This is a genomic window from Streptomyces ovatisporus (assembly GCF_042653885.1).
Lineage (GTDB): Bacteria > Actinomycetota > Actinomycetes > Streptomycetales > Streptomycetaceae > Streptomyces > Streptomyces ovatisporus.
The window spans coordinates 1-24,782 of record NZ_JBHSFH010000008.1; the positions used below are offsets into that span (position 1 = coordinate 1).

The 24,782-nt window shown below is 69.4% G+C and carries 21 protein-coding genes; 7 read left to right on the top strand and 14 right to left on the bottom strand.

The genetic code is table 11. The annotated features are described in order from the left end of the window. Positions 1-385: 385 nt before the first annotated feature. Complete coding sequence (locus tag ACFPA8_RS17595; protein ID WP_386449542.1) at positions 386-1,393, bottom strand: stage II sporulation protein M; 1,008 nt, start codon at positions 1,391-1,393, stop codon at positions 386-388. A gap of 77 nt (positions 1,394-1,470) precedes the next feature. Between ACFPA8_RS17595 and ACFPA8_RS17600 the strand changes: the two genes are divergently transcribed. After that, complete coding sequence (locus ACFPA8_RS17600) at positions 1,471-2,412, top strand: RDD family protein (RefSeq protein WP_386449544.1); 942 nt, start codon at positions 1,471-1,473, stop codon at positions 2,410-2,412. Positions 2,413-2,448: 36 nt separating this feature from the next. Here the strand turns inward: ACFPA8_RS17600 and ACFPA8_RS17605 are convergent, their stop codons facing one another. The 8 genes from ACFPA8_RS17605 to ACFPA8_RS17640 all read right to left on the bottom strand — a co-directional run bounded on the left by ACFPA8_RS17605 (position 2,449) and on the right by ACFPA8_RS17640 (position 11,122). Next, on the bottom strand, positions 2,449-3,063 hold the full coding sequence (locus tag ACFPA8_RS17605; protein WP_386449546.1) for a hypothetical protein: 615 nt from the start codon (positions 3,061-3,063) through the stop codon (positions 2,449-2,451). Between the two features lie 113 nt (positions 3,064-3,176). Then, positions 3,177-4,634: an adenosylhomocysteinase gene (gene ahcY / locus ACFPA8_RS17610; protein WP_386449548.1), complete on the bottom strand. Its 1,458-nt coding sequence runs from the start codon at positions 4,632-4,634 to the stop codon at positions 3,177-3,179. 442 nt (positions 4,635-5,076) lie between these two features. Beyond that, complete coding sequence (locus tag ACFPA8_RS17615) at positions 5,077-6,012, bottom strand: cation diffusion facilitator family transporter (RefSeq protein ID WP_386449550.1); 936 nt, start codon at positions 6,010-6,012, stop codon at positions 5,077-5,079. Between the two features lie 136 nt (positions 6,013-6,148). Then, positions 6,149-7,420, bottom strand: a complete 1,272-nt coding sequence (gene manA / locus ACFPA8_RS17620; RefSeq protein ID WP_386449551.1) for a mannose-6-phosphate isomerase, class I — start codon at positions 7,418-7,420, stop codon at positions 6,149-6,151. Positions 7,421-7,448: 28 nt separating this feature from the next. Next, entirely contained in the window at positions 7,449-8,657 is a 1,209-nt protein-coding gene (locus tag ACFPA8_RS17625) for an SIS domain-containing protein (protein ID WP_386449553.1), read from the bottom strand. A 115-nt stretch (positions 8,658-8,772) separates the two neighbouring features. Further along, on the bottom strand, positions 8,773-8,946 hold the full coding sequence (locus ACFPA8_RS17630) for a Trm112 family protein (RefSeq protein WP_386449592.1): 174 nt from the start codon (positions 8,944-8,946) through the stop codon (positions 8,773-8,775). Between the two features lie 186 nt (positions 8,947-9,132). Continuing rightward, positions 9,133-10,497: a phosphomannomutase/phosphoglucomutase gene (locus ACFPA8_RS17635; RefSeq protein WP_386449555.1), complete on the bottom strand. Its 1,365-nt coding sequence runs from the start codon at positions 10,495-10,497 to the stop codon at positions 9,133-9,135. Positions 10,498-10,723: 226 nt separating this feature from the next. After that, positions 10,724-11,122 carry a DUF3499 domain-containing protein gene (locus tag ACFPA8_RS17640; protein ID WP_386449557.1) on the bottom strand — a complete coding sequence of 133 codons (399 nt, stop codon included), beginning with the start codon at positions 11,120-11,122 and terminating at the stop codon, positions 10,724-10,726. A gap of 318 nt (positions 11,123-11,440) precedes the next feature. On the opposite strand from ACFPA8_RS17640, the gene ACFPA8_RS17645 reads away from it, so the two are divergent. After that, positions 11,441-11,917, top strand: coding sequence for a metallopeptidase family protein (locus ACFPA8_RS17645; protein ID WP_386449558.1), 477 nt, complete (start codon positions 11,441-11,443; stop codon positions 11,915-11,917). Here the strand turns inward: ACFPA8_RS17645 and ACFPA8_RS17650 are convergent. Then, positions 11,914-12,867, bottom strand: coding sequence for an IS481 family transposase (locus ACFPA8_RS17650; RefSeq protein WP_386449560.1), 954 nt, complete (start codon positions 12,865-12,867; stop codon positions 11,914-11,916). The two genes, ACFPA8_RS17645 and ACFPA8_RS17650, sit on opposite strands and share 4 nt — an antisense overlap. 334 nt (positions 12,868-13,201) lie before the next feature. Between ACFPA8_RS17650 and ACFPA8_RS17655 the strand changes: the two genes are divergently transcribed. After that, on the top strand, positions 13,202-13,567 hold the full coding sequence (locus ACFPA8_RS17655) for an ArsR/SmtB family transcription factor (RefSeq protein WP_386449562.1): 366 nt from the start codon (positions 13,202-13,204) through the stop codon (positions 13,565-13,567). An 84-nt stretch (positions 13,568-13,651) separates the two neighbouring features. Further along, positions 13,652-14,194: an SRPBCC family protein gene (locus ACFPA8_RS17660; RefSeq protein ID WP_386449564.1), complete on the top strand. Its 543-nt coding sequence runs from the start codon at positions 13,652-13,654 to the stop codon at positions 14,192-14,194. Positions 14,195-14,265: 71 nt separating this feature from the next. On the opposite strand, the gene ACFPA8_RS17665 is transcribed toward ACFPA8_RS17660, so the two are convergent. The 3 genes from ACFPA8_RS17665 to ACFPA8_RS17675 form a co-directional block, all read right to left on the bottom strand. Continuing rightward, on the bottom strand, positions 14,266-15,858 hold the full coding sequence (locus ACFPA8_RS17665; protein ID WP_386449566.1) for a DUF5719 family protein: 1,593 nt from the start codon (positions 15,856-15,858) through the stop codon (positions 14,266-14,268). Continuing rightward, positions 15,855-19,628 (bottom strand): glycosyltransferase family 2 protein, encoded by a 3,774-nt coding sequence (locus tag ACFPA8_RS17670; RefSeq protein ID WP_386449568.1) that lies wholly within the window; start codon positions 19,626-19,628, stop codon positions 15,855-15,857. The genes ACFPA8_RS17665 and ACFPA8_RS17670 overlap by 4 nt, the downstream gene beginning before the upstream one ends. Positions 19,629-19,831: 203 nt before the next feature. Then, the gene (locus ACFPA8_RS17675) at positions 19,832-20,095 is read right to left on the bottom strand and encodes a WhiB family transcriptional regulator (RefSeq protein WP_045861881.1); all 264 of its coding nucleotides are present in this window, start codon (positions 20,093-20,095) and stop codon (positions 19,832-19,834) included. A gap of 677 nt (positions 20,096-20,772) precedes the next feature. On the opposite strand from ACFPA8_RS17675, the gene ACFPA8_RS17680 reads away from it, so the two are divergent. The 3 genes from ACFPA8_RS17680 (at position 20,773) to ACFPA8_RS17690 (ending at position 23,752) form a co-directional block, all read left to right on the top strand. After that, positions 20,773-21,273, top strand: a complete 501-nt coding sequence (locus ACFPA8_RS17680; RefSeq protein WP_386449570.1) for a cysteine dioxygenase — start codon at positions 20,773-20,775, stop codon at positions 21,271-21,273. Positions 21,274-21,398: 125 nt separating this feature from the next. Beyond that, positions 21,399-22,391, top strand: a complete 993-nt coding sequence (gene cofD, locus ACFPA8_RS17685; RefSeq protein ID WP_386449572.1) for a 2-phospho-L-lactate transferase — start codon at positions 21,399-21,401, stop codon at positions 22,389-22,391. Further along, positions 22,388-23,752 carry a coenzyme F420-0:L-glutamate ligase gene (locus ACFPA8_RS17690; protein WP_386449574.1) on the top strand — a complete coding sequence of 455 codons (1,365 nt, stop codon included), beginning with the start codon at positions 22,388-22,390 and terminating at the stop codon, positions 23,750-23,752. The genes cofD and ACFPA8_RS17690 overlap by 4 nt, the downstream gene beginning before the upstream one ends. Positions 23,753-23,837: 85 nt before the next feature. On the opposite strand, the gene ACFPA8_RS17695 is transcribed toward ACFPA8_RS17690, so the two are convergent. Then, a complete protein-coding gene (locus tag ACFPA8_RS17695) occupies positions 23,838-24,752 on the bottom strand; it encodes a DNA-3-methyladenine glycosylase family protein (RefSeq protein WP_386449576.1) in 915 nt (304 codons plus the stop codon). Positions 24,753-24,782 lie beyond the last annotated feature (30 nt).

Below are 24,782 nucleotides of genomic sequence, written 5' to 3' on the forward strand. Positions count from 1 at the left end.
GCATCCTCGCTGTATCTGTATCAAAGAAATCCACGCCCCCAACAAACCAGGGGACGGGGTACAACATATCTGGCGTTGACTTTTAGCACGCTGTTGAGTTCTCAAAGAACGAACGCTTCCATCACGACCCTTTCACAGGCCACTCCGGGCGCTTCCCTCTCGGTGAAACCGACTCTACCAGAAGTTCTCCGGTCGAAAATCGGGGGCCAACTCCACTGCAGCTTCCGTGAATTCGGAGTGACTGCTCGAAGTCGGGAAGATACCGAACGCTGCTGTCGACTGGTTCAGCTCGGTGCAAGCGTTCGAATCCACCGCCGCAGAAGGCCGGTTGAACCGGCTTCCGGGGCGGCGAGAACAGTAGCAGCTCATTCGGCAACCACGCACATCACGCTGCCGTCGGGACTGTCGCGGGTCGGTCTTCGGCCGCCACGTCCCCTGTCTCACCCGCCTTCACGGCCCGGCCTCCGAGGACGTACACGTAGGCGAGGAAGAGGAGTTCGCAGACGACGCCGATCGTGATGCGCGCCCACGTGGGCAGCCCCGAGGGGGTCACGAAGCCTTCGACGACACCGGAGACGAAGAGAACCGCGGCCAGTCCTATGGCCATACCGATCGCTGCGCGTCCCTCCGCGCCGAGTGCTTCCCGGCGGCTGCGAGGCCCCGGGTCGATCACCGTCCATCCGAGTCGGAGGCCTGTGCCCGCTGCCACGAAGACGGCGGTCAGTTCGAGTAGTCCGTGCGGAAGGATCAGGCCGAGGAAGACGTCCAGACGGCCGGCGGACTCCATGAGGCCGATGCCGATGCCGAGGTTGAGCATGTTCTGGAGGAGCACCCAGAGCACCGGTACGCCCAGCAGCGCGCCCAATACGAGGCAGACGGCTGCTGCTTGGGCGTTGTTCGTCCAGACCTGGGCGGCGAAGGAGGTGGCCGGGTGGCTGGAGTAGTACGACTCGTATTGGCCGCCGGGGCGTGTCATGTCGCGCAGTTGTTCAGGGGCGGCGATCACCGAGCGCACTTCGGGGTGTGTCCCGATCCACCATCCGATGAGCGCTGCCACGAGGACGGAGAGCAGTGCTGTCGGCACCCACCAGTGCCGGGTGCGGTAGACCGCCGCGGGGAAGCCGGCGGCGAAGAACTGTGCAACGTCCCGCCAGGAGGCCTTTCTTGCCCCCGTGACCGTGCTCCTTGCGCGTGCGACGAGGGAGGTGAGGTGCCCTGCGAGAGCCGGGTCCGGAGCGCTCGACTGGACCTGGGAGAGATGGGTGGCGGTGCGCTGGTACAGCGTCACGAGTTCGTCCGCCTCCCTGCCGGAGAGGCGACGGCGGCGGCGCAGCAGTTCCTCCAGCCGGTCCCACTCCGCCCTGTGTGCGGAGATGAAGACATCCAGGTCCATGGGGAGAGCTTGGCAGATCTCGGCGTGCCGACGGCAGACTGGGCGGAAGCGGGGACGTACTGGAGGCAGGAGACACGGTGAACGAGCTCGTCACAGGGGATGCGGTCGTGCTGGGTCTCCGGCCGGCCCGGCTGCCGAGCCGCGGGCTGGCCGTCTTCATCGACCTGCTGCTGGCCTGGGCCGTCTATCTGCTGGTGTCGCTCGCTTTGCTGGCGGCTGTGGCCTCCCTGGACGCCGCTGCGGTGGCGGCGGTCCAGGTTGCACTGTTCCTGCTTGTGCTGGTGGGTGTGCCGATCGCCGTGGAGACACTGAGCCGCGGACGGTCCGTCGGGAAGGTGGTGTGTGGGCTACGGGTCGTCCGGGAGGACGGAGGGCCGGTGCGGTTCCGGCAGGCGCTCGTGCGGGGAGCGCTGGGGCTCGTCGAGATCCAGGTCTTCTTCGGGATCGTCGCGTGCGCTGCTTCGCTCGTCTCCGTGCGGGGGCGACGGCTGGGGGACGTGTTCGCCGGGACGCTCGTCGTACGGGAACGGGTGCCTGCGACGCGCGGTCTGCCGGCGCCACCGCCTCCCGGGCTCGCGGGAAGCTTCGGGGAACTGGACCTGTCGCAGGTGCCGGGCGGTCTCTGGCTTGCCGTACGTCAGTTCCTGATGCGCGCCGGGCAACTCGACGCGGCGGTGAGCCGTTCCATGGCGGAGCGGCTCGCTGCGGACGTCGTGTCGTGTACGGGGGTGCCCGCGCCGGAGGGCCTTCCTGCTGAGGCGTATCTGGCAGGCGTCGTCGCCGAGCGGCAGGCGCGGGAGGCGCATCGGACGTTCGGCGCACAGGGGCCGGTCGGACATGGGCTGGCCGACGGTGCGTATGCGCAGCGTCAGCACTCTCCCGGGCAACTTGCTGAGCACACGTGGGCGCCCGTTTCCGCGGCGTCTGCCGACGGGCAGGCCGAGCAGCGCGCGGACAGTGCGGGGAAGCCCCACGCCGCCGGGGAGAAGCGGCGTACCGGGTTCGTACCGCCCACGTAGGCGGGTCCCGAACTGCCGCGGCACGTGCGCGGTCGGTCAACTGAACCTGGAGGGCGGGGATTCCAGGTCTTCCAGTTCGATGCCCGGTGCGGCGAGTACGACGTCCCCCGCGATGTGGACGGGGTGCTGCTCACCTGTGTCGACCTCGCCGACCCGGTAGTCGTGGACGATCAGCGGTTCGTTGTCGGTGGTGTGTGCTTCGGCGTTCACCAGTGCCCACGACTGATCGAGCGTGCGGGGTGCCAGGACCGGGGGCGTCAGGGCCACGAGGCGTACGCGCCTGGGCGGTTCGCCTGCGGCCGGGCGCAGCAACCGTGACGTCGCGATGAGGAACGCGGGGGACGCGCCGGTGAAGGAGTGGGCTGCGGCATTGCCCTCCTGTGCGTGCTCGCCCGTGGAGTCGGTGCGGACCCAGGTGACGCCTTCCAGCGCGACGCCACGCACACGCCAGCCGGCGGCGTGCAGTTCGAGACGGATGGGGCGGCCGAGATCGTCGAGAGCGAGGTCCACCGAACCTGCGTGATCACCGGCAGGAGTGGTGATTCGGGAGACATAGCGCCAGCCCGAGGGGCCGGTGGCGCACTGGAAGTGCTCCTCTCCGAGGGGGGTGTGATCGTGCGGGTCGTGGAGCGAATACCGGCCGCGAGGCATGAAACGACCCTACGTCTGCGGTGCTCCGGCAAACCGAAGACCCCCGCCGCAGGGGCGGGGGTCCTGGTGCTCACTGGTGCCGGACCGGCCTCACGGCCGGCGCTGCCGACGGCTCAGTAGCGGTAGTGGTCCGGCTTGTACGGGCCCTCGACGGGGACACCGATGTAGTCGGCCTGGTCCTTGCGGAGCTTGGTGAGCTTCACTCCGAGGGCGTCCAGGTGCAGCCGGGCGACCTTCTCGTCGAGGTGCTTGGGCAGCACGTAGACGCCGATCGGGTACGACTCCGGCTTGGTGAACAGTTCGATCTGGGCGATCGTCTGGTTCGCGAAGCTGTTGGACATCACGAACGAGGGGTGCCCCGTCGCGTTGCCCAGGTTCAGCAGACGCCCCTCGGACAGCACGATGATCATCTTTCCGTCCTTGAAGGTCCAGGTGTGGACCTGCGGCTTGACCTCTTCCTTGACGACGCCGTCGATGGCGGCGAGACCCGCCATGTCGATCTCGTTGTCGAAGTGGCCGATGTTGCCCACGATCGCCTGGTGCTTCATCCGGGCCATGTCGGACGCCATGATGATGTCCTTGTTGCCCGTGGTGGTGATGAAGATGTCCGCGGTCTCCACCACGTCCTCCAGGGTCACCACCTGGTAGCCGTCCATGGCTGCCTGCAGCGCACAGATCGGGTCGATCTCGGTGATCAGAACGCGGGCGCCCTGACCGCGGAGCGAGTCCGCGCAGCCCTTGCCGACGTCGCCGTAGCCGAAGACCACGGCGGTCTTGCCGCCGATGAGGACGTCCGTCGCGCGGTTGATGCCGTCGATCAGCGAGTGACGGCAGCCGTACTTGTTGTCGAACTTCGACTTGGTGACGGAGTCGTTCACGTTGATCGCCGGGAAGAGAAGCGAACTGTCCTGCTGCATCTCGTAGAGACGGTGCACGCCGGTCGTGGTCTCTTCGGTCACGCCGCGGATCTCGGACGCCAACTGCGTCCACTTCTGCGGGCTCTCCTTGAGCGTGCGGTTCAGCAGCTCGAGGACCACGCGGTGCTCGTCGTTCTCCGCGGTGTCCGGGGAGGGCGCGGCACCGGTCTTCTCGTACTCGACGCCCTTGTGGACGAGGAGGGTGGCGTCGCCCCCGTCGTCGAGAATCATGTTGGGCCCGCCGGTTGCGGTGCCCGGCCAGGTGAGGGCCTGCTCCGTGCACCACCAGTACTCTTCGAGAGTCTCGCCCTTCCAGGCGAAGACGGGGATGCCCTGCGGGTTCTCCGGGGTTCCCTCGGGACCGACGGCCACTGCCGCGGCGGCGTGGTCCTGGGTGGAGAAGATGTTGCAGGACGCCCAACGTACCTCTGCGCCCAGAGCGGTCAGGGTCTCGATCAGAACTGCCGTTTGCACGGTCATGTGAAGAGACCCGGTGACCCGGGCCCCCGTAAGAGGCTTGTCAGCGGCGTACTCCCTGCGGATCGCCATAAGGCCGGGCATCTCGTGTTCGGCCAGGCGGATCTCCCTGCGGCCGAAGGCCGCAAGAGAAAGATCCGCGACCTTGAAGTCCTGGCCGTTGGAGGTCGTCGTCATGCGAGCTGCTCTCCTCGATGTCGAGGTCATGGCTGACTGGTCCGTGCTGCGGCTCTGGGGCTCTGTGTGCGGTGCGTGCACCAAGTGTGCAGAGCACACGCGGACACACTCGTCCCTTGCTCGCAACCCAGTCCGTCGGAGGCCCTCTCTCCCTCGGTGGCCCTCGGAACGGGCCAGCCGACCGCCATCAGCAGCGACGTCTGCGCTCTACGAATCTACACCCGCTCGTCCAGACGAACGGAGTGATCAGGTGCGAGCAAGGACGGACCTGATCGGTTCTCGGCCGCACACTGCACGCAGTTTTCCCGATGCCCAGGACCACGCGGTCCCACACATCCGGACGTACGGTGCATACGGGCCGGAAGGTGCATCGTTCCGGCCCGTATGCCCGCGGCCCGCAGCCCCGGAGGGCCGCTCTTCCCGGCTATGCCTCGGACGCTGGTCAGGACGCCGGTGAGGGTGCCGACTCGGGCCGGTAGACGTCCGGTTCGAGGTAGATCACACGGGCGCTGGGGACCGAGGCCCTGATGCGCTCCTCAGCTGCGTCGATGGCCCGTGCGACGTCTGCAGCGGTGTCGTCGTGCTGTACAGCGATCTTCGCGGCGACCAGCAGTTCCTCGGGGCCGAGGTGCAGCGTCCGCATGTGGATGATTCGCGTCACAGTTTCGCCGTCGACGAGCGCGGTGCGGATCTTCTCCCGCTCGTTCGGGTCGGCGGCCTCTCCCAGCAGCAGCGACTTGGTCTCCGCTGCCAGCACTATCGCGATCACGACGAGCAGCACACCGATGCACAGAGTGCCGATGCCGTCCCACACACCGTCGCCGGTCACGATGGCCGCTCCCACGCCGAACAGGGCGAGAATCAGGCCGACCAGGGCGCCGAGGTCCTCCAGCAGGACGATGGGCAGCTCGGGGGCCTTGGCCCGGCGTACGAACTGGCTCCAGCTCAGCTCGCCGCGGACCTCGTTGGACTCCTTGATGGCGGTACGGAAGGAGAGCGTCTCCGCGATGATGGCGAAAACCAGCACCCCGACCGGCCAGTACCAGTCGTCGAGCTCATGCGGGTGCTGGATCTTCTCGTAGCCCTCGTAGAGAGCGAAGACACCACCGATGGTGAAGAGCACGATCGAGACGAGGAACCCGTAGATGTAGCGCTCCCGGCCGTAGCCGAAGGGGTGTTCCTCGCTGGCCTCCCGCTTGGCCTTCTTGCCGCCCAGCAGCAGCAGTGCCTGGTTGCCCGAGTCGGCGAGCGAGTGCACGCCCTCCGCGAGCATCGAGGACGAACCGCTGAAGATGAACGCGACGAACTTGCCTACCGCGATGGCCAGGTTCGCGCCCAGCGCGGCGATGATCGCCTTCGAACCGCCTGATGCACTCATACGAGTCGGGTGTCCCTCTCTGCGTGTCGAACATGGTGCCCGGGTTCCGCCGGTTGTCGCCCCACCGGCGTCCGCGGTGCTTTCACTTCGGGGGACGGTGCCTGCTGCCGTTCCCGGGGGCCGAACAGCCGTCCAGTCAGACGGCCACTGTGGCGCGAAAGAGCGTACCGTCACCGCTCGCCTCGACTTGTTCCCCGGCCTTCACATAGGCGGACTGCCCACGTTCCAGGGTGAGTTCACCGCCGTCGGCCTCCGCGGACCGCAGCACTGCGCGACCGTGGGTGCACAGCAGGATCTGGGGCGTGCGGTCGTCGAGCCGGCGGGGTGCGGCGGCCGGAGCCAGTGCGTAGCGGGAGAGGCGGAACTCTCTCGTCGGCACCTCGTAGCGCTGCTCACCGTCCGCGCCGGTGTCAGGGCGCAGCACGCCGGGGTCGCCGGGCTCGAAGCGGACGATGCGCAGCAACTCCGGTACGTCCACGTGCTTGGGAGTCAGCCCGCAGCGCAGCACGTTGTCGGAGTTGGCCATGATCTCGACGCCCAGGCCTTCGAGGTAGGCATGGGGCACTCCCGCTCCCAGGTAGAGGGCTTCTCCGGGCTGCAGGCGCACGTGGTTGAGGAGCATGGCGGCGATGACTCCGGGGTCGCCCGGGTAGTGGTCGGCGAGGGAGGCGTAGGCGGCGTACGCGCGGGCTTCCGCGTCCAGCTCGTACGCCCCGGCTCCCGTGGTGGAGCCTTCCGCCGGAACGGTTGCCCCGGTCTCGCGCCTCGCGCCGGCGGAGAGGTGCTTGGCCGCACGGGCGGCTTCTGCGACCGTACGGGACATCTCCTCGCGGTCCGCGGTGAGTACGGCTGTCAGGACCTCGCGGAGGGCATCGCTCTCCGGGCTCGCCCTCAGGACGTCGACGTACGGCTTGAGGCCGTCCACGTCCAGTGCTGCCAGCAGGTCCGCCGCCTCTGCCGCGGCCCGGAAGCCGCACAGGCCCTCGAACGGCGTGAGCGCACAGATGAGTTCGGGCTTGTGCTGGGAATCCTTGTAGTTGCGGTGGCCCGCTTCGAGGGGGACGCCGCGGGACTCCTCGTCGGCGAAGCCCTCGCGTGCCTGTCCGAGGTCCGGGTGCACCTGCAGCGACAGGGGCGACGCCGCGGCCAGCAGCTTCAGCAGGAACGGCAGACGCGGGCCGAAGGCGGCCACGGCGTCGGGGCCCAGCTCACCTTCCGGGTCCGCCTCGATGAGAGCCGACAGCGGCTGCGCGCCGCTTCCCCGGTCGACGTGCGAGGGCGCTCCGGGATGGGCGCCCATCCACAGTTCGGCCTGCGGCTCGCCGGTGGGCGCCGCACCCAGGAACTCGGGGATGGCGGTGGTGGAGCCCCAGGCGTAGGGCCTGACAGTGTTGGTGAGGCGGTCCATACGGTGGTGCTTCGCTTCCTTCCGGCGGTCAGGACCATGATGGGCCGCCGTCGGCCAGGGCCAGGTAAACGGCGGTGAAATCGACAGTGGCGATCAGTTCCGCGGCTGCTGCCAGCGGGCTGCTCCCGTCGACGGGCTCGAGCTCGCTGAGGGGGACCTCGTGCGCGTACGTCAGTTCGCGGACGGCGACGGCCGCCGAGTGCTCGTACGTCGCCTGCTCGCGCAGGAACAGGACGCGTGCACGCAGCGATTCGGGTTCCTCGACGCGGTCGCGGAAGAAGTCTTCCGGATCGGAGGCGGCAGCGAGCGAGCCGGCCAGCAGCCTGCTGTGCTCGGCCATCGCCCCGGGCAGCGCCGCGGTGAGTACAGGGAGGCCGGGGAGGGCGGCGAACGCGCTCGCACAGCGATGCCCGACGGCACCCGCGACGGCGCCCTCCGTCCACAACAGCGGGAGGGTGCCGGTGAGTTCCGTGGCGAGGGACTTGGCGGGGTTGGTGTAGGTGGCGACGGCCGGCCCGCAGCGTTCGGCTACGTGATCGAGCCTGTCCGCCAGCGACTGCAGGGCGGACGGGTCGGCAGGGAAGAGACCGAGCCGGTCGAAGAGCACGAGCAGGGGCGTCACGAGCGGCCACAGGACGGCGGGGGACGCAGACTGTGCCACGGTCGGCGGGGTGGGCTGTCCGTTACTCCCGTCCCCACCACTGTGCGGGCGTGAGACAGACGGCGGCTCCCGGACTGCGTCCGCCCCGACGTGCAGGGGAACAGCGAGTCCGTGGGTCTCGCCGGTCATCGCGGCCACCGGGGCGGAGGGCGGTGAGACGCTCACGACAGTGCATCCACGGCGGTACGCCTGCTCGATCAGTGCCGTCAGGCCCGGTTCGGTGCCGTCGGATGTGGCCACGATCAGCAGGTCGAGCGGGCCGGTCCAGCCCGGCAGCGCCCAGCGCAGCGCGTCAGGGGCGGCGAGCGGACCGTACGGGCGCAGCAGCGTGACGGGCATCGCACCGTTGGTGAATGCGCCGAGCAGGTCGGCGGTGCACGCAGTGCCGGGACCGGAACCGGCGACGAGCACGGCGCGGGGGCGCCCGTCGGGGCGCAGCTCACTCAGCGCGGACTCCTCCGCCCGGCGCGCCGCCGTGCGCACGTGGGCACCGGCTTCGGCAGCGGCGCGCAGTTGCCCGTGGGTGTCCGCGCGGGCCAGGGCCTCGGGAGAGTCGAGGAGTGACTCGTCGAGCATCTTCCGGAGCCTCCGATCGGCTGCGGGACGAAGAGCTGCCTGCGCCGTGGTGCGTACAGGGACGTGCTGCCTGACTGCGGCCGTCCGGCCTGCAGCCGGGCAGCCGGACAGTCGGTCAGGCGGGGCGCCGGGCCTCGTCGACGAGGAGCACAGGGATCCCGTCACGGACGGGATACACCAGGCCGCACTCCGTACCTCCGGTGCAGACCAGTTCCTCGGACTCTTCGCGGAGCGGCGAGTGGCACGCCGGGCAGGCGAGGATTTCGAGAAGACCGGCTTCGAGCGGCATGGTGACCCTTTCCAAGGCAGGCACGGCTGCTGGCAAGGGTACCGCCGGGGGCCGGACGTCCGTCGTGCGGCCTGGACCGCCGGGCAGCCCTTGCACTGTCGGCACCGGGGGTCGTCAGCTGAACACGAGGCGCTCGGCCTGGAGCCCGGTGTACAGGCTCGGTCGGCCCCCGGTGAGGGGAACCTGCTACGCGCGCACGATTCCGAGCACCTCGTCGCGCACCGCGCTCACCGTGCCGGCGTCGCGGGCCTCGACGTTCAGCCGAAGCAGCGGTTCGGTGTTGGAGGCACGCAAGTTGAACCACCAGTCGGCCGCCGTGACCGTCAGCCCGTCCAGCTCGTCGATCTCCACGCCGTCGCGGGCCTGGTAGGCGGCCTTCACCGCCGCAGCGCGGCCGGGCTGGTCCTCGACTGTGCTGTTGATCTCGCCGGAGGCGGCGTAGCGGTCGTACTCCGCGACGAGTTCCGAGAGAGTGCCCTGCTGCTCGCCCAGCGCAGCGAGTACGTGCAGTGCCGCGAGCATGCCCGTGTCGGCGTTCCAGAAGTCCCGGAAGTAGTAGTGCGCGGAGTGCTCACCGCCGAAAATCGCGCCGGTGCGGGCCATTTCGGCCTTGATGAAGGAGTGACCCACGCGCGTACGCACGGGCGTGCCGCCGTTCTCGCGCACCACCTCCGGCACTGACCACGACGTGATCAGGTTGTGGATGACCGTGGATCCGGGCGACTTGGCGAGTTCACGCGCCGCCACCAGCGCGGTGATCGCGGACGGCGCGACGGGATCGCCCTTCTCGTCGACGACGAAGCAGCGGTCGGCGTCACCGTCGAATGCCAGCCCGATGTCCGCGCCGGTCTCACGCACCCGTTGCTGAAGGTCGACGATGTTCTTCGGATCGAGCGGATTGGCCTCGTGGTTGGGGAACGTGCCGTCCAGTTCGAAGTACATCGGCTCGAGTTGCACAGGGAGACCGTCGAAGACGGTGGGGACGGTGTGTCCGCCCATTCCGTTTCCGGCGTCCACCACGACCTTCAACTGCCGGATGACTGTGAGGTCGACGAGCCTGCGCAGGTGTTCCGCGTAGTCGGTGAGCACGTCCCGCTGGGTGACCGTCCCCATGCCTGCGTCCGGTTCGCGGGGCGGCGGGCCCGAGTCGGACCATTCCTCGACGAGCGCGCGCACCTCGGCGAGGCCGCTCTCCTGACCCACGGGCTTCGCGCCCGCACGGCACATCTTGATGCCGTTGTACTGCGCGGGATTGTGACTGGCGGTGAACATCGCCCCGGGCAGGTCCAGTTGTCCACTGGCGAAGTAGAGCTGATCGGTGGAACACAGTCCGATCTCCGTGACGTCCGCGCCCTGGCCGGCAGCACCGCGGCCGAAGGCACGCGACAGCCCGGGAGACGAAGGCCGCATGTCGTGCCCCACGACGATCGCCGACGCGTCGGTGACGCGTACGAAGGCGGCACCGAACAACTCGGCGAGCGCCTCGTCCCATTGGTCCGGCACGACACCGCGCACGTCGTACGCCTTCACGATCTCCGAAAGATCAGCCACGGGGCAGCCCTCTCCTGGGTCCTCGGGGTTTCCGACAGCTCACGAGGTCCCAAACCTACCCGCTGGGACCACGATCACCGTTGCCGCCAGGCGCCGTTCACCCAGCGAGTCGCACGAGCGCCGGCGGGCCCGGCGGGGTACGGCCGTACGGCACCCCTCGCAGGAGACCGCCAGGAGAGACGCCGCACGCCGCGGAGGAAGAAAGCAGGTGGACCGACCGACAGCTCTACGGCTCGGGCGACTTGAGCACACGGAGATGGCCGCGGCGGGCGACCTCCATGGGGTCCGAATCGCGTCCGTCCGGACCGCCGACGGCGTCGGAGGGGAGCGCTGCCGACGGGTCGCGGCGCGGCGTACGGGCCGCCTCCCGCACGGCGTTGGCGAGCGCTTCGAGGTCGTCGCCGCTCGGACGGGCCGGGCCCGTGTCGACGGCGAGCCGGACGACCTCCCACCCCCGGGGGGCGGTCAGACGTTCCGAGTGCTCGGAACACAGGTCGTAGCAGTGCGGTTCCGCGTAGGTGGCGAGAGGACCGAGAACGGCGGTCGAGTCGGCGTAGACGTACGTAAGCGTCGCGACGGCGGGACGGCCGCATGCGGTGCGCGAACAGCGACGTACAGGGCTCACGACGATGGACCGTACCGCACTCTTGAGCGGCCTGCGACGACTCTCCTTGACGTCACTCCGTCGTGTCGTCCCGGTTCGTCTGAAACATCTGATCTGCGGGAAAGCGAAACCGCCGACACCCGTGCCCTCAGGGGGAGTCGGCGAACGCGCAGCAAGTGGTCGGGAGTCGAGCGGAACCGGACGCCTTGGAGCGAGATCACCGGTCACAACAAGTATTGGATACGGTACGGAACGTGCAGTATCCGGTCATCGCAGGACACGGCCGTGAAAGACCCTGTAGGGGCTTCCGGCCCCCGCGCGCGGGCTAGGCTCAGGGTGATGAGCAGCCCTGTACCGCCTCGCCGCCCGGACCACGACGGCGCGAGCGGATCAACCGGTCCACGGCCGCGCAAGCGCGACCGTCACGGCCGCGGCATGCGCGGGCCCGTCGCACCTCCGCAGGTGCCGCTCGCCGTGAGCCGCTCGGAGTCCTTCGACGACTTGGTGCGCGATTCGGTCAGCAGACTGGAGAGGCGCTGGCCACAGCTGACGGGCGTCGAGTTCGCCGTACAGGAAGTGCCGCGCACAGACAACGGCGAACTCGACGAGCAGGCCGACGTGGTTCCGCTGGGGCGCGTCGCAGAGCCGAAGGACGGTCGGCCCGACAGGATCGTGGTCTACCGCCGCCCGGTCGAGATCCGTACGCGCAACCGCGACGAACGGGCGCTGCTCGTGCACGAGGTCGTGGTGGAGCAGGTGGCCGAACTGCTGGGGCTCGCTCCGGAGTCGGTGGATCCCCGGTACGGGCAGGACTAGGTGTACTGACCCGTGAGGTTGGGGACGCGGCTGGCGGGTGGTTGGCCGCCGAGTGCGGTGTGTCCGCGGTGGTGATTGTAGGTATGCAGCCAGGTGGGGAAGGCTGCCTGCCGTTCGCTCTCTGATCGGTAGGGGCGGGCGTAGGCCCACTCGTCCAGCAGGGTGCGGTTGAAGCGTTCGACCTTGCCGTTCGTCTGTGGCCGGTAGGGGCGGGTGCGTTTGTGGGCGATTCCGGCCGCTGCCAGCGCTGCGCGCCAGTCGTGGGAGCGGTAGCAGGAGCCGTTGTCGGTCAGGACTCGCTCGACGGTGATCCCGGCCTGAGTGAAGAAGAGGTGGGCCCGCTTCCAGAAGTTGGTCGCGGTCTCCTTCTTCTCGTCGGTGTGGATCTCGCTGTAGGCCAGGCGGGAGTGGTCATCGACGGCGGTGTGCAGGTAGCTGTAGCCGGCCATGGTGCGGTTTCTGCGGCCTGCGGCCCGGCCGAGGACTTTATGTCCGCCGCCGTTGGGTATGTTGCCGAGCTTCTTGATGTCGACGTGGACCAACTCGCCTGGGCGGTCGCGTTCATAGCGGCGTATGACACGGCCTGTGGCCCGGTCCAGCTGGGTGAGGCGGGCCAGGTTGTAGCGGGTAAGGACGCGGTGCACGGTCGAGGGCACCAGGTGCAGTAGGTGCGCGATGCGGGCGGGTCCCCAACGGCGCAGCACGCGGACTTTGATGATTCGTCGCTCGGTGCGGCTAGGGGTCCGGCGCGGGCAGTGGCGGGGACGGCTGGTGCGGTCGGCCATACCTGCCTCGCCGGACTGGCGGTAGCGGTCTGCCCACCGCTGAGCCGTGGTCGGGGAGACCTGGAAACGTTCGGCGGCACGGCGAAGAGGCCAGCCGTCCTCGACCACGCAGCGGGCCAGGCGCAGCCGTCCGGTCTCGGTCAGGGGTGCATTACGGTGGGGCACGAGGGCCTTTCTGCCGGTGTAGACGTCGCAATCCACACCGAACCGAAAGGCCCTCACCCGTTCAAGACGCCTCAGCCGAGACCTGACTCACCCGTCCACAACCTCCTCGGACAGAACAACTAGGGCAGGAGCCGCCAGGCGCCGGGCACGAACGGACTGCCACCACGAGGGCGTTGGCGAACTCAGGCATATCGGGCATATCGAGCGCACTGCGCGAGGTTTGCACTCGTACGCGATCACACGGCGAGTGGATGATCAACTGATCCCGCATCGGTCGGCTTGCTCCTATATTCCTTGACGCGCATATACGTGGAGTGGCATATTACCTGCCGTGATGGATGCCACGTGGACGGCTCTGGCCGACCCGCTCCGCAGAGCGATGCTCGACGTGCTCCGTGTACGTGCGTGCGCTGTCGGGGAGCTCGTCGACGAGCTGGGCTGCACGCAGCCGACGGCGTCCAAACACCTTCGAGTCCTGCGCGAAGCGGGCCTGGTGCACGTCCGTACGGAGGCGCAGCGGCGCATCTATTCGATCAACTCTGAGCGGATGGCCGAACTCGACGCCTGGCTCGCCCCGTTCCGGGCGCTGTGGAACGAACGTCTCGACGCGCTCGGCCGCCGCCTCGACATGGACGACCAGCGCGACAACGGCAACGAACAACACACTGACGGGAATCCGCGACCGGACGCCGGGGCCTGACCGGCCGGGGCGGCACCGAGGCGGTCCCGGAACCGGGAAGCGTGGACGACGTCCGTGGACCAAATCGGAAGACAGGAGCAAGTCATGGACCGTGGAAGCTACTTCGAACACGACGGCCGCCCGGCGGTGCGTTTTGAGCGCACCTATCAGCACTCCGCCGAGCGGGTATGGGCGGCGATCACCGAGCCGGGGGAGCTCGCGCACTGGTTCCCCAGCGCAGTGCGCATGGAGCAACGGGCAGGCGGGACCATCGAGTTCACCGACGACCCGAATACCGGGCCCACCTCCGGCACTGTCCTCACCTTCGAGCCGCCACGTCGCCTCGCCTACACCTGGGGCGGCGACGAACTCCACTTCGAACTCGAACCGACGGGCGACGACAGCTGCACGCTCACGCTGATCAACGTGCTGGAGACATCCGACACCGCAGCCCGCAACGCCGCCGGCTGGACGGTCTGCCTGGCCGAGCTCGGCAAGCACTTCTCGGACGAGGTCGCCGACGGCCCGCACAGCAGCACCGCAGTCCCCTGGCGTCCTCTCTACGACGACTACGTCGCCCAGGGCATGCCGTCAGGCGCTCCGGTCCCGGGTGAGGCAGGGCACGGCAGCGTGAACACCGATGGCTGACGGGACGGACCCAGACGGGACAACCGGACTGCGGGCCCGGACTGGCGTGCGTCCCGCTGTCGGACTCGCGGTCAGTCGCCTTCCGTCAGCACGGAAAGATCCTGGCCCGAGCCGGGTACGGAGACAGTGCCACGGTCGTCGGGAAGCACCTGCACCGTGAACGCCGGCAGCTTCTTGCTCTTGCGCTCCAGCATGCGGGCGGCGTGCACCTGTCCGCCTGAGAGCCGTTCGACCGTCACTGAATAGCTCCCCTTGACGCCCTCCGGCCTGGGCGGAACCAGGGACCTCGTGGTCCGGCTCTTGATCTTGTACGTCTTGCTGACCGAGTCACCGCCTTCGCTGCCTGCCGACGACGTCACCCGCACAGTCGCAGACTTGCCGGTCGCGGTGAGCGACAGGCTGGAGCCCTTCTCACGGTTGTCCGCGGCAGTGGCACGGTTCACCAGGGGCGCCGTGCCGGGAATGAAGGCCGTCTCCTGGTTCGAGCCCTTGCCGCGCGTCACGCGCACAGCGGCAATCACGGGCGTTGCGCTGCTTGCGTCCTCGGTCGGCGAGAGCACCAGTGACCCGGGCTCTCCCTTGGTCAGGTCCCGCAGGTCGACAGCCTTGGTCGTACCGCCACGCACGTGCAGCGTCTCGTAACCGGCAGGGGCGATCTGTCCGGACGAGCCGGCGAGCCGCACGTCGAGATCCGCGTCGTTCTCGCCCGGAGCGAAGACGGCCAGACGCACGGCCGTGGCGTCGCTCGGGATGCCCGGAATGACGACGCTCGGGCCGGGGTCGGCCACACCGGAGATCCAGTCGCCGCCCAGCTTCTTGTCTACTGCCTGCACTTGGGCTCCTACGCGGCCGGAGCGGGCGACGACATGGAGCGTCACGTTGACGGCGGGCTCGTTCGCCAGCGTCGACAGCAGCACGGGCACCGTGGAGCGGGGCGGAATGGTGATGCCCTCGCCCGCTTCGGAGTTCTCCTTGCCCTTCTTGCTGTACAGGTCGAGGTCGACGACGGCACTCGTGCTGTCGGGGTTGGTCAGGTGGACGTAGTCCTGCCGGGCCTTGTCCGTACTGGCGCCCGGGAACCAGAAATCGGTGTCGGGCGGCGCGCAGGCGGTGCCCTGCAGACCACGCCCGGCTCCGACGGGAACCTGCGTGGTCTGCTGGACGGTCCAGCCGGGTGCGAGCCGTCCGTCTGCCGACCCGAAAAGGGCGGGCGCCGAGGCCGTGTCCTTCCGGGCCGTCGCGGGCTTCCCGGGAGCGTCGAGAGGGAGGAAGGGCTTCGCCGCGGCGCTGCCGGGCTCCTCGTCGCGCTTCTTCTCGTCCTTGCCGTCCTTCTTGTCCTTGTCGTTCTTGCCCTTTCCCTTGCCGTCGCCCTTGCCGTCGCCCTTGTCGTCGTCCGTGCCGTCCGTGTCCGCCTTCCCGGCCTGGAACAGCTCGGCGCCGCCCTGGCCGTCGCTGCCCTTGGGTGCGAAAGCGGTGTACTCGGTCTGTGCCACGTCGGAATAGCCGGGTTGCGGGCAGACCAGGGTGGAACGCTCAACCGGCTTGCGCCCGGCCGCAGCCGACGCTCCGGTTTCCTCACCGTCCGGCGCTGCGACCGCGGCCACACCGGTCACGGCAGCGAGTGCGGTGACCGCTCCGATCAGGGTCATGGTGGTGCGGTTCACTGCTGATCGCTCCTGTTGCCGTACCGCGGGTCGTAGCCGTACGGGTCGGCCGTCCCGGAGTAGTCGTCGTACTGCTGTGTCCTGTCCCAGTCGTCGTAGGACTGGCCGTAGCCCTCGTCGCGGCGTTCCCCGTAGGGCGGCTGCTCGCCGTAGGGCGGCTGGTCCTCGTAGAGCTGCCGGGCCGGCTGCGACGGCTCGAACTGCGGCTCCCCGTAGGGCTGTCCGTACTCCGTGCCGTACCGGACGTCCGCGCCGGGCTGCGATCCGTACCGGCTCTCGAACGCGGCGTCGTACGAGGAGTCGTAAGCCCTGTCGTGTGCTCCCTCGCCGGACGTCCCCTGCGTCTGCATCGACTGTTCCGCGGGCGTTTCGTGCAGTGCACCACCCGCCGGGTCCGCAGTGGCCGAATCCTCCGCTGCCGCCGCGCGGAGCCTGCGAGCCCTGCGCCCCTCTCCCTGCACGGGCTGTGCCGGTACGGACGCTGCCTCGGGCAGGTCGTCGTCCACCTCGCGACGGCGGCCCGGCAGCGCCATGACGACGACGACCACCGCGAGGAATGCCTGCATCCACAGCCATGCGGTGTGCGTGGTGTCCGTCTCGTAGGTGAGTTCCAGACGGCCGCCGTCCGCGGGGAGCTGGAAGCCCTGCGCCCAGCCGTCCAGCGTGACGCGTTTCAGCGGCGAACCGTCGAGCGTCGCCTGCCAGCCGGGGTCGGCGGAGTCGGCGATCCGGAGTGCGCGCCCGGGCGGTCCCGCCTTGATCTCCGTATCGGCTCCCACTGGTCCCGCGGCGACCGGCACCGGTGCCTCCTGCGAGTCGGCGCCGCCGGCTGCTTCACCGTCCTTGCCGCTGACCACGCTGATGCGGGAGACCTGCCGGTCCACGCGCCACAGCTCGCTGCCGTCCTCCTGGCTGAGCCTCGTGAGGCCCGGCGTCGAATCCAGTACCCGGCTCATCTGGCGGGGAGCGCCGTCCCGTACGAGCACGTAGCGCACCGCGTAACCGCCGAGCTGCGTCGTCTGGTCCGCTCCGGAACCTGCGACAAGGTTGGCGACCACCCGCCCGAGACGCGCGTCGTCACCTCCTGCAGCCGCCAGGTCGCCGTCGCCGAGCCGGGCTCCGGAGCCGCGCACCAGAGAGTACGAGACGTCCGAGAGCGCGCTGGACGCTCCTGCGGCGTTGCCGGAGAGCACCAGAGTGCGAGCCTGGTCGCGGGTGATGCTCTCCTCCGCGACGAACGCCGGCACCTGCACGGGATCACGCCGCGACAGCGGTCCGTCGGCGCCGCCGATCATCCAGCTGACAGCGGCGACGAGCGGTGCGGCGACTGCGGCAGCGGCGACGAGCGCCGCCGCGGGCTGCTTCCACCCGAAGTTCTGTTCCGCGACGCGTTCCTTGGCGCCGTCCGCCCCGATGGCAGCAGCGCACAACAGGGCGAGACCGTAGACGAGGGTGGACGGACCCGCCCAGTAAGAGCTGTTGGTGAATCCGGCGTAGAGCAGTCCGATCAATGCGGCTGCCCAGGCGGCGCGGATGGCCGACTGGCGCTCCTGGCGGAGCAGAGCCGCGAGCGCGGCCAGTACGACGCCGACGAGCAGCAGACCGCCGGCGGCGCCGGGTCCGCCCGGCGTCAGGGTCAGAAGGTCGAGCGCGGAGGCCGAGCCGCCGCCGAACGGCAGTCCCGCCTCGCGGAAGAAATCGGAGGGGCTCGCCAGGAGCGACAGCGACCACGGCGCCAGGAGCACCATCGGTGTCACCAGCGGGACTCCGTGACGCAGGGCGTACCGCTGCAGCGAGTCGTCGGCTGTGCCGCCGCTCCTCGACCGGTCGGAGGCGGGGCCGATGAAGCCCTGCCAGCGCAACACCAGCAGCAGGACGGCCAGCGTCAGCGCGATCAGCCACACCACCGGAGTGAAGGCGGTAGCCAAGCTGAGCAGGAGCGCGTAACCCCACACTGCGCGCCAGCCGGGCTTGCTGCGCAGTCCGCTCACTGCCACCGCCGAACGCGCCAGCAGCGGCAGTGTGATGGCGAGTACGGCTGTTCCGATACGGCCACCTGCGAGCGCACCTGTGGCCGCGGGCAGGAAGGCGTACGCGACGCTCCCCCACGCACGCAGCAGGCGGGACTCCACGAGGGGGCGCGAGGTGAAGTACGCGGTGAAGCCCGCAAGCGGTACCGAGCAGACCAGCAGCAGTGTGAGTGCGAATCCGGTGCTGCCGAAGAGGACCGTCGCGACCATGGCGACGATGGCGAGGTACGGCGGGGCGGTCTGCGTGCCGCCGATGCCGACCGGATGCCAGCTGTCGACGTAGCGGCCCCACAGCTCGGACACGTCAGCCGGTGCGGGCAGCAGTGCGCCGCCGGCGAGTGCACCACTGCCCAACAGTGCACGGCAGGCGATCAGCGACACCAGCAGCAGAACGACGAACAGCACGGGCCCCGGCTTGCGTGCGATCTGCTTGAGCCGCGCGAACTGTTCGACGTCCAGATAGTCCGCTTCATCGTCCCCGGGGCCGGTCTCGACGGCACCGTGCCGCCCGCCCGAGGAGACTTCCGGCTCGGACCGGCCGCCGAAGTGGCTGGCCACCTGCTCGGCAGCGACTCGCAGGGTGGCGCCCGGGGGCGGGAAGAGGTGCCGGAGATCGTCGTAGGGCACGGCGGGCCTGCCCCGGCGCCGTCGCGCGCTCATCAGCCGCCCGGGCCGGAGAAGCGTCCCGGTCAGACCGGTCACCTCGTCCAGCGCCTGTCCGGGGACCTTTCCGACGAGATAGGCGAGCGTACGCAGCAGCGTGCCGAGCACGAGACGCAGCATGACCCAAGGAAGCTTCTTGCCGGGCACGTTGGCGAGCAGCGTGTAGACGGCGCCCGCCTTGTCGACGCGATGCGGGCTGGCGCCGCCGCGCGCGGCTCTGCCCACGCAGTCGACGGGGCGGCGCTCGCGCGACGCCGCCTCCGCGTGCCGCACCACCGCGTCCGGCACGATCAGCACGTTGTGCCCGGCGGCGTGTGCCCGCCAGCAGAGGTCGACATCGTCACGCATCAGCGGCAGACGCTGGTCGAAGCCGCCCAGCTGCTCGAAGACGTCCCGGCGGATGAGCATGCCCGCGGTGGAGACCGACAGCACTGTCCGCACCTGGTCGTGCTGCCCCTGGTCCTGCTCGCGCCGTTCGACTCCCGTCCAGCGACGGCCGCTGTTGGCGATCGACACCCCGGCTTCCAGCAGTTGCCTGCTGTCGTACCAGCTACGGAGTTTGGGGCCGAGCACTGTGGCAGTCGGATCGGCATCGACGACGCGCAACAGCCGGGCCAGAGCGTCCGGTTCGGGGGCGCAGTCGTCGTGCAGCAGCCACAGCCACTGCACGGGCTCGCCGTGCGGCAGTTCCGGCATGTCGTAGGCCTCGTCGCGCCAGGTGCGCGTGACGGGGTCCCAGCCACTGGGGCGCTTCAGATACGGCAGGTCGTCCGGAGTGGGCTCTCCTGCTGTCCGGGCCGCTTCGTCGACAGCGGCACCGAAGCCCGTACGGCGAGCCATATGCAGTACGCCGTCGGGGCCGAGGGCTTCGGTGAGAAGCCGCGCGGATTCGTCTGCGCTGCCCGTGTCGGCGGCGATGACGTTCTGCACCGGGCGTTCCTGGGCAAGCAGCCCCGACAGTGCCTCGGGAAGCCACCTCGCACCGTCGTGCGAGACGAGCACGGCGGTGACGACGTGCCGAGGGAACTCAGGTGTGGCCGCTTCGTACTGGGCCGCCGAATAGCTGTGCACGGACATCGAGGTGCGGGCCCCTCCCGGGGGTGCGGGGGCGATCCCCCGAAGATGCTGCGACGGACTGAGTAGGCGCACTCGCCCCTGGGAGGGGTCGCGCACCGTGGACGGGCACACACTAACGGCTCAGTGCCAGGTGCTCATCGGTCCGTGCAACTAGTCCATGCAACTGTCCGTGCATGTGCGGGCATTTGCAGCCCGGAATCCGGTCAGACCGCGGCCTTCTTCAGGCGTCGGCGCTCACGCTCGGACAGTCCGCCCCAGATCCCGAAGCGTTCGTCGTTCGCGAGGGCGTACTCCAGACACTCCGAACGCACCTCGCAGGCCAGGCAGACCTTCTTCGCCTCTCTCGTGGAGCCGCCCTTCTCGGGGAAGAACGATTCCGGATCAGTCTGCGCGCACAAAGCGCGTTCCTGCCAGCCGAGCTCCTCGTCCACCTCGTCGACCAGCACTTCCTGGAACAGCTCGGCCATTTGTGCGCCCCTCGTCCGTCTTTGCGTCCCCGTGATGCTGTCGTTATCGATCCCGACTGAACGACACGTGTGAAATTACAAGTGTGCCGATCCGCGCCAGTCAAGCCGAGATCTGCTATTGAGCCCGTTATTCACTCTGCGGAACCAAGGGCGATAGGAAAGTGTTGATTTCCCCACAAACCGTGTCACACATCCTCGGCTGGTGTGACCCACGCCTCTCCTGAGGAAGATCGCGCGCTTCCGTCATCCGCATCGGCGCCGTCGGCCCGGACAAGCCCGGTCACGGTCCGATCACGAATGCACAACGGCGTTCCCGTGCACGGGTGTTGCGCCACTTGTCCCGGGAGTGGAGGGCACAAACCTTTCCTCACCGACCGCAACCGGATGTAGTGAACGATTGACCCCAAACACCTCATCCAGTTGACAGCAGTACGGGTGACTCGGTCTCCTTGACCACATGCCAGTGACCCCCGCCGAGTCCCGTACGGCCGCTGCCGGCCTACACCTTCGCGCTGCTCGCGTTTCCTCGGGTCATTGCTGCTGTCGCTGTCGCTGTTGTTGAGGCGCATCTCAGCTCTGCGAACTCACTTCTCCTGCGGTATCCGCTGCTCAGCCGGAACCACATCCCACCCGCCCGGCCGGACCGGGCTCCCTCCAGCGCGAAAGCCTCCACTGACGTGAACAGCGACGTCGAGATCGCGGGCGACCCGCTCGCTCTCCCCCACCTGATGCCCCCGGCCCCGGCCCATCCCGCCACCGTCGCGGGCTTCGCCCGGCTGGCCCGTACGATCGCCGCCGACCGCCCCTGCTGGGTCCCGCTCGTGCAGTACGACCCGACGAGCCGCTGGTACCACCGGCTGCGCACCGGTCCCGGTTACGAGGTGTGGCTTCTCAGCTGGCTGCCGGGCCAGGGCAGCGGACGCCACGACCACGGCGCGTCCTCAGGAGTCTTCACCGTGCTCGACGGTGAGCTGACCGAGCACTCGCGGGAACAGCGGCACGTTCTCCGCCCGGACGCGCAGCGCGTGTTCGCACCCGGCTACGTGCACGAAGTGGTCAACGACGGGCTGACTCCCGCCGTCAGCCTGCACGTCTACTTCCCCGGGCTGACGGAGATGGCGATGCACCCCTCTCCCGTCGCCTGCGCCGCCGCTTCAGCGGCTCTCGTGGCCGACTGAGCGAGAGGCGGCGCGTCCGGCGCGCAGAAGGCCGACGGTGCACGGGGTCTCCCCTGCACCGTCGGCCTCGCAGGACGCGGCAACCGCCCTGCTGTTCGAGGACTGCCTGCTGACACACTGTCCGCATGGAGCGGATTGTGGTTCTGGCCGGGGGCATCGGTGGTGCCCGCTTTCTGCGCGGACTGAAGTCCGCCGTGCCCGACGCGGACGTCACCGTCATCGGTAACACCGGTGACGACATTCATCTGTTCGGGCTGAAGGTCTGTCCCGACCTCGACACCGTGATGTACACCCTCGGCGGCGGTATCCACGAGGAACAGGGCTGGGGGCGCGCGGACGAGACCTTCGTGGTGAAGGAGGAGCTGGCGGCCTACGGCGTGGGACCGGAGTGGTTCGGGCTGGGCGACCGCGACTTCGCCACCCACATCGTCCGCACGCAGATGATGAGCGCCGGATACCCGCTCAGCGCCGTCACCGAAGCGCTCTGTTCACGCTGGCAGCCGGGTGTGCGGCTGCTGCCCATGACCGACGACCGCGTCGAGACCCATGTGCTCATCGACACCGCCGACCTCGACGACTCCGCGCAGGACGACGGCAAGGACAGTCGCAAGGCCGTGCACTTCCAGGAGTACTGGGTGCGACTGCGCGCGTCAGTGGACGCCCACGCTGTCGTGCCTGTCGGCGCGGAGAGCGCCAAACCGGCGCCGGGCGTGCTCGATGCGATCGCCGAGGCCGATGTCGTCCTCTTCCCGCCTTCCAACCCGGTGGTGAGCGTGGGCACGATCCTCGCGGTGCCGGGGATGAGGGAGGCCATCGCCGACGCGGGCGTGCCGGTCGTGGGGCTCTCACCGATCGTCGGGGACGCACCGGTGAGCGGTATGGCGGACAAGGTGCTCTCAGCGGTCGGTGTCGAGGCCACTGCTGCCGCTGTCGCGCAGCACTACGGCAGCGGACTCCTGGACGGCTGGCTCGTCGACACGGTGGACGCCGATTCCACGCAGGCTGTGGAGGACGCCGGCATCCGCTGCCGCGCCGTCCCGCTGATGATGACCGACACGGAGGCCACGGCCACCATGGCCCGCGAGGCTCTCGCCCTGGCCGAGGAGGTACGGGCATGACGTCGGCCCGCAGGACGGACGGCCCCGCGGGGCGTGCTCCCGCGTTCCAGGTGTGGGCGCTGCCCGGCATCCCCGAGGTGCGCCCCGGGGACGACCTGGCAAAGCTCATCGTCGCCGCGGCGGGCACGGACAGTGCGACGGAGCCACACGGACTGGCCGACGGCGACGTCCTGATCGTCACGTCGAAGATCGTGAGCAAGGCGGAGGACCGGATCGTCCAGGCGGACGACCGCGAAGCGGCCATAGACGCCGAGACGGTCCGGGTGGTCGCGCGGCGCGGCCCGGCCCGCATCGTGCAGAGCCGGCACGGCTTCGTGATGGCGGCAGCCGGTGTCGACGCCTCCAACACACCCGCGGGCACCGTCCTGTTGCTGCCCGAGGACCCCGATGCGTCCGCTCTGCGGATACGCGAGGGCGTCAGGGACGCGCTGGGTGTCCACGTCGGCGTGGTCGTCACCGACACGTTCGGGCGGCCCTGGCGCGAGGGGCAGACGGATGTCGCCATCGGAGCGTCCGGTGTGCGCGTGCTGGAGGACCTGCGCGGCGCCCTCGACACCTTCGGCAATCCCCTCGGCGTGACGGTGACAGCGGTGGGCGACGAACTCGCAGCAGCCGGCGAACTGGTCAAGGGCAAGGCCGACGGACTGCCCGTGGCCGTCGTACGAGGACTGCCGCAGCACGTGCTGGAACCCGCGGAGCCGTCGGAGTCGGCCAGGGCGCTGGTGCGGGACGCCGAGCACGACATGTTCCGGCTGGGCACCTCGGAAGCCGTACGGGAGGCGCTCGGTCTGCGGCGAACTGTCCGCGAGTTCACGTCCGAGCCGGTGGACGGCGGTGCGGTGCGCCGTGCTGTCGACGCCGCAGTGACGGCGCCCGCCCCGCATCACACGACACCGTGGCGGTTCGTGCTGCTCGAATCAGCCGAGTCCCGCAGCGAGTTGCTCGACGCGATGCGCGAACAGTGGATCGAGGATCTGCGCGCGGACGGCAAGAGCGAGCAGAGCATCGCGAAACGTATCCGGCGTGGCGACGTCCTGCGCAACGCGCCCTATCTGGTCGTGCCCTGCCTGGTGATGGACGGATCGCATCACTATCCGGACGCGCGGCGGGCCGCTGCCGAGCGGGAGATGTTCGTCGTCGCCTGCGGCGCGGGCATCCAGAACTTCCTGGTGGCGCTGGCCGGTGAGCGGCTGGGATCGGCCTGGGTCTCCTCGACGATGTTCTGCCGGGACGTCGTCCGCGACGTACTCGCGCTGCCGGCGGACTGGGACCCCATGGGAGCTGTGGCCGTCGGGCACGCCGCGGCACCCCCGCGAGAGCGGCCGCCCCGGGACGGCGGGGCCTTCACGGAGGTCCGCTGAGAAGTCCGGCGCGCGGCCGCTCGCAGGCTTCCGTCCACGAGTACGCACCTCCGGACGGACGTCGGACGGATCTCACACCTCCGGTTCAGAGGCGGGCGATGTCTCCGATCGGGAACTTCGGCTGCCGGCGCGCCGGTGCACGGCCGACCATCAGGATCAGCCTGGCCGCCCGGTGCCGCTGTCCTTCGTAAGGGGCCAGCAGCTCCAGCATCCCGTCGTCGTCCGTGTCGCGTGCGCCGGTCAGCGAGTAGCCGATGATGCGGGGCAGGTGGAGATCGCCGACAGTCAGCGCGTCGGGGGCACCGTTGCTGCGTTGCAGGGTCTCGGCGGCGGTCCAGGGCCCTATGCCCGGGATGAGCTGGAGCCTCGCCATGGCAGCGGAGAGCTCCATCGACGACGCTTCCTCCAGACGTGCCGCTCGCTGGGCGGCCCGTATGACAGTGGCGGAGCGCTTGTTGTCGACCCCCGCCCGGTGCCACTCCCAGGAGGGGATGCGGCACCAGGTGCGACTGTCCGGCATGACGTACATCCCGTCGTGCGGTCCGGGTGCACGCTCGCCGTAGCGGCGCACGAGGAGGCGCCATGCGCGGTACGCCTCGTGGGTCGTCACCTTCTGCTCCAGCACCGACGGGATGAGCGCCTCCATCACCAGTCCCGTGCGTGGCAGCCGCAGTCCGGGATGACGCCTGTGCGCTTCCCTAGTCAGACGGTGATGGGCAGTGAAGACCGACGGGTCGTCCTCGGCGCCGAGCAGCGCGGGAAGCCGGTCGAGGGCCCACTCCCCGCCCGGGCCCCAGGCCTCCGCGTGTACTTCCGTGCCTGCGGCCTGTGCTGTCAGACGCAGTGTCGCGGGCCCCTCGGGCGTCCGCGTCGTACGCCAGACAGCGCCGCCCTCTGTGCGGTAGCAGGGGTCGTACGGTCCGCGTCGCAGCACGCGCAGATTGCTGCGCAGGTCGTAGTACGGGGGCGCGGTCCAGGTACGGGCGGGAGCGGCAGGCACGCCCGACAGCGTAGGCGCGGCAAGCTGACC

Excerpts from the sequence above, each read along its gene's own strand:
- ACFPA8_RS17595 (WP_386449542.1), bottom strand. The coding sequence starts at position 1,393 with ATGGACCTGGATGTCTTCATCTCCGCACACAGGGCGGAGTGGGACCGG.
- ACFPA8_RS17605 (WP_386449546.1), bottom strand. The coding sequence starts at position 3,063 with ATGCCTCGCGGCCGGTATTCGCTCCACGACCCGCACGATCACACCCCC.
- ahcY (WP_386449548.1), bottom strand. The coding sequence starts at position 4,634 with ATGACGACGACCTCCAACGGCCAGGACTTCAAGGTCGCGGATCTTTCT.
- ACFPA8_RS17615 (WP_386449550.1), bottom strand. The coding sequence starts at position 6,012 with ATGAGTGCATCAGGCGGTTCGAAGGCGATCATCGCCGCGCTGGGCGCG.
- manA (WP_386449551.1), bottom strand. The coding sequence starts at position 7,420 with ATGGACCGCCTCACCAACACTGTCAGGCCCTACGCCTGGGGCTCCACC.
- ACFPA8_RS17625 (WP_386449553.1), bottom strand. The coding sequence starts at position 8,657 with ATGCTCGACGAGTCACTCCTCGACTCTCCCGAGGCCCTGGCCCGCGCG.
- ACFPA8_RS17630 (WP_386449592.1), bottom strand. The coding sequence starts at position 8,946 with ATGCCGCTCGAAGCCGGTCTTCTCGAAATCCTCGCCTGCCCGGCGTGC.
- ACFPA8_RS17645 (WP_386449558.1), top strand. The coding sequence starts at position 11,441 with ATGAGCAGCCCTGTACCGCCTCGCCGCCCGGACCACGACGGCGCGAGC.
- ACFPA8_RS17655 (WP_386449562.1), top strand. The coding sequence starts at position 13,202 with ATGGATGCCACGTGGACGGCTCTGGCCGACCCGCTCCGCAGAGCGATG.
- ACFPA8_RS17660 (WP_386449564.1), top strand. The coding sequence starts at position 13,652 with ATGGACCGTGGAAGCTACTTCGAACACGACGGCCGCCCGGCGGTGCGT.
- ACFPA8_RS17670 (WP_386449568.1), bottom strand. The coding sequence starts at position 19,628 with ATGTCCGTGCACAGCTATTCGGCGGCCCAGTACGAAGCGGCCACACCT.
- ACFPA8_RS17675 (WP_045861881.1), bottom strand. The coding sequence starts at position 20,095 with ATGGCCGAGCTGTTCCAGGAAGTGCTGGTCGACGAGGTGGACGAGGAG.
- cofD (WP_386449572.1), top strand. The coding sequence starts at position 21,399 with ATGGAGCGGATTGTGGTTCTGGCCGGGGGCATCGGTGGTGCCCGCTTT.
- ACFPA8_RS17690 (WP_386449574.1), top strand. The coding sequence starts at position 22,388 with ATGACGTCGGCCCGCAGGACGGACGGCCCCGCGGGGCGTGCTCCCGCG.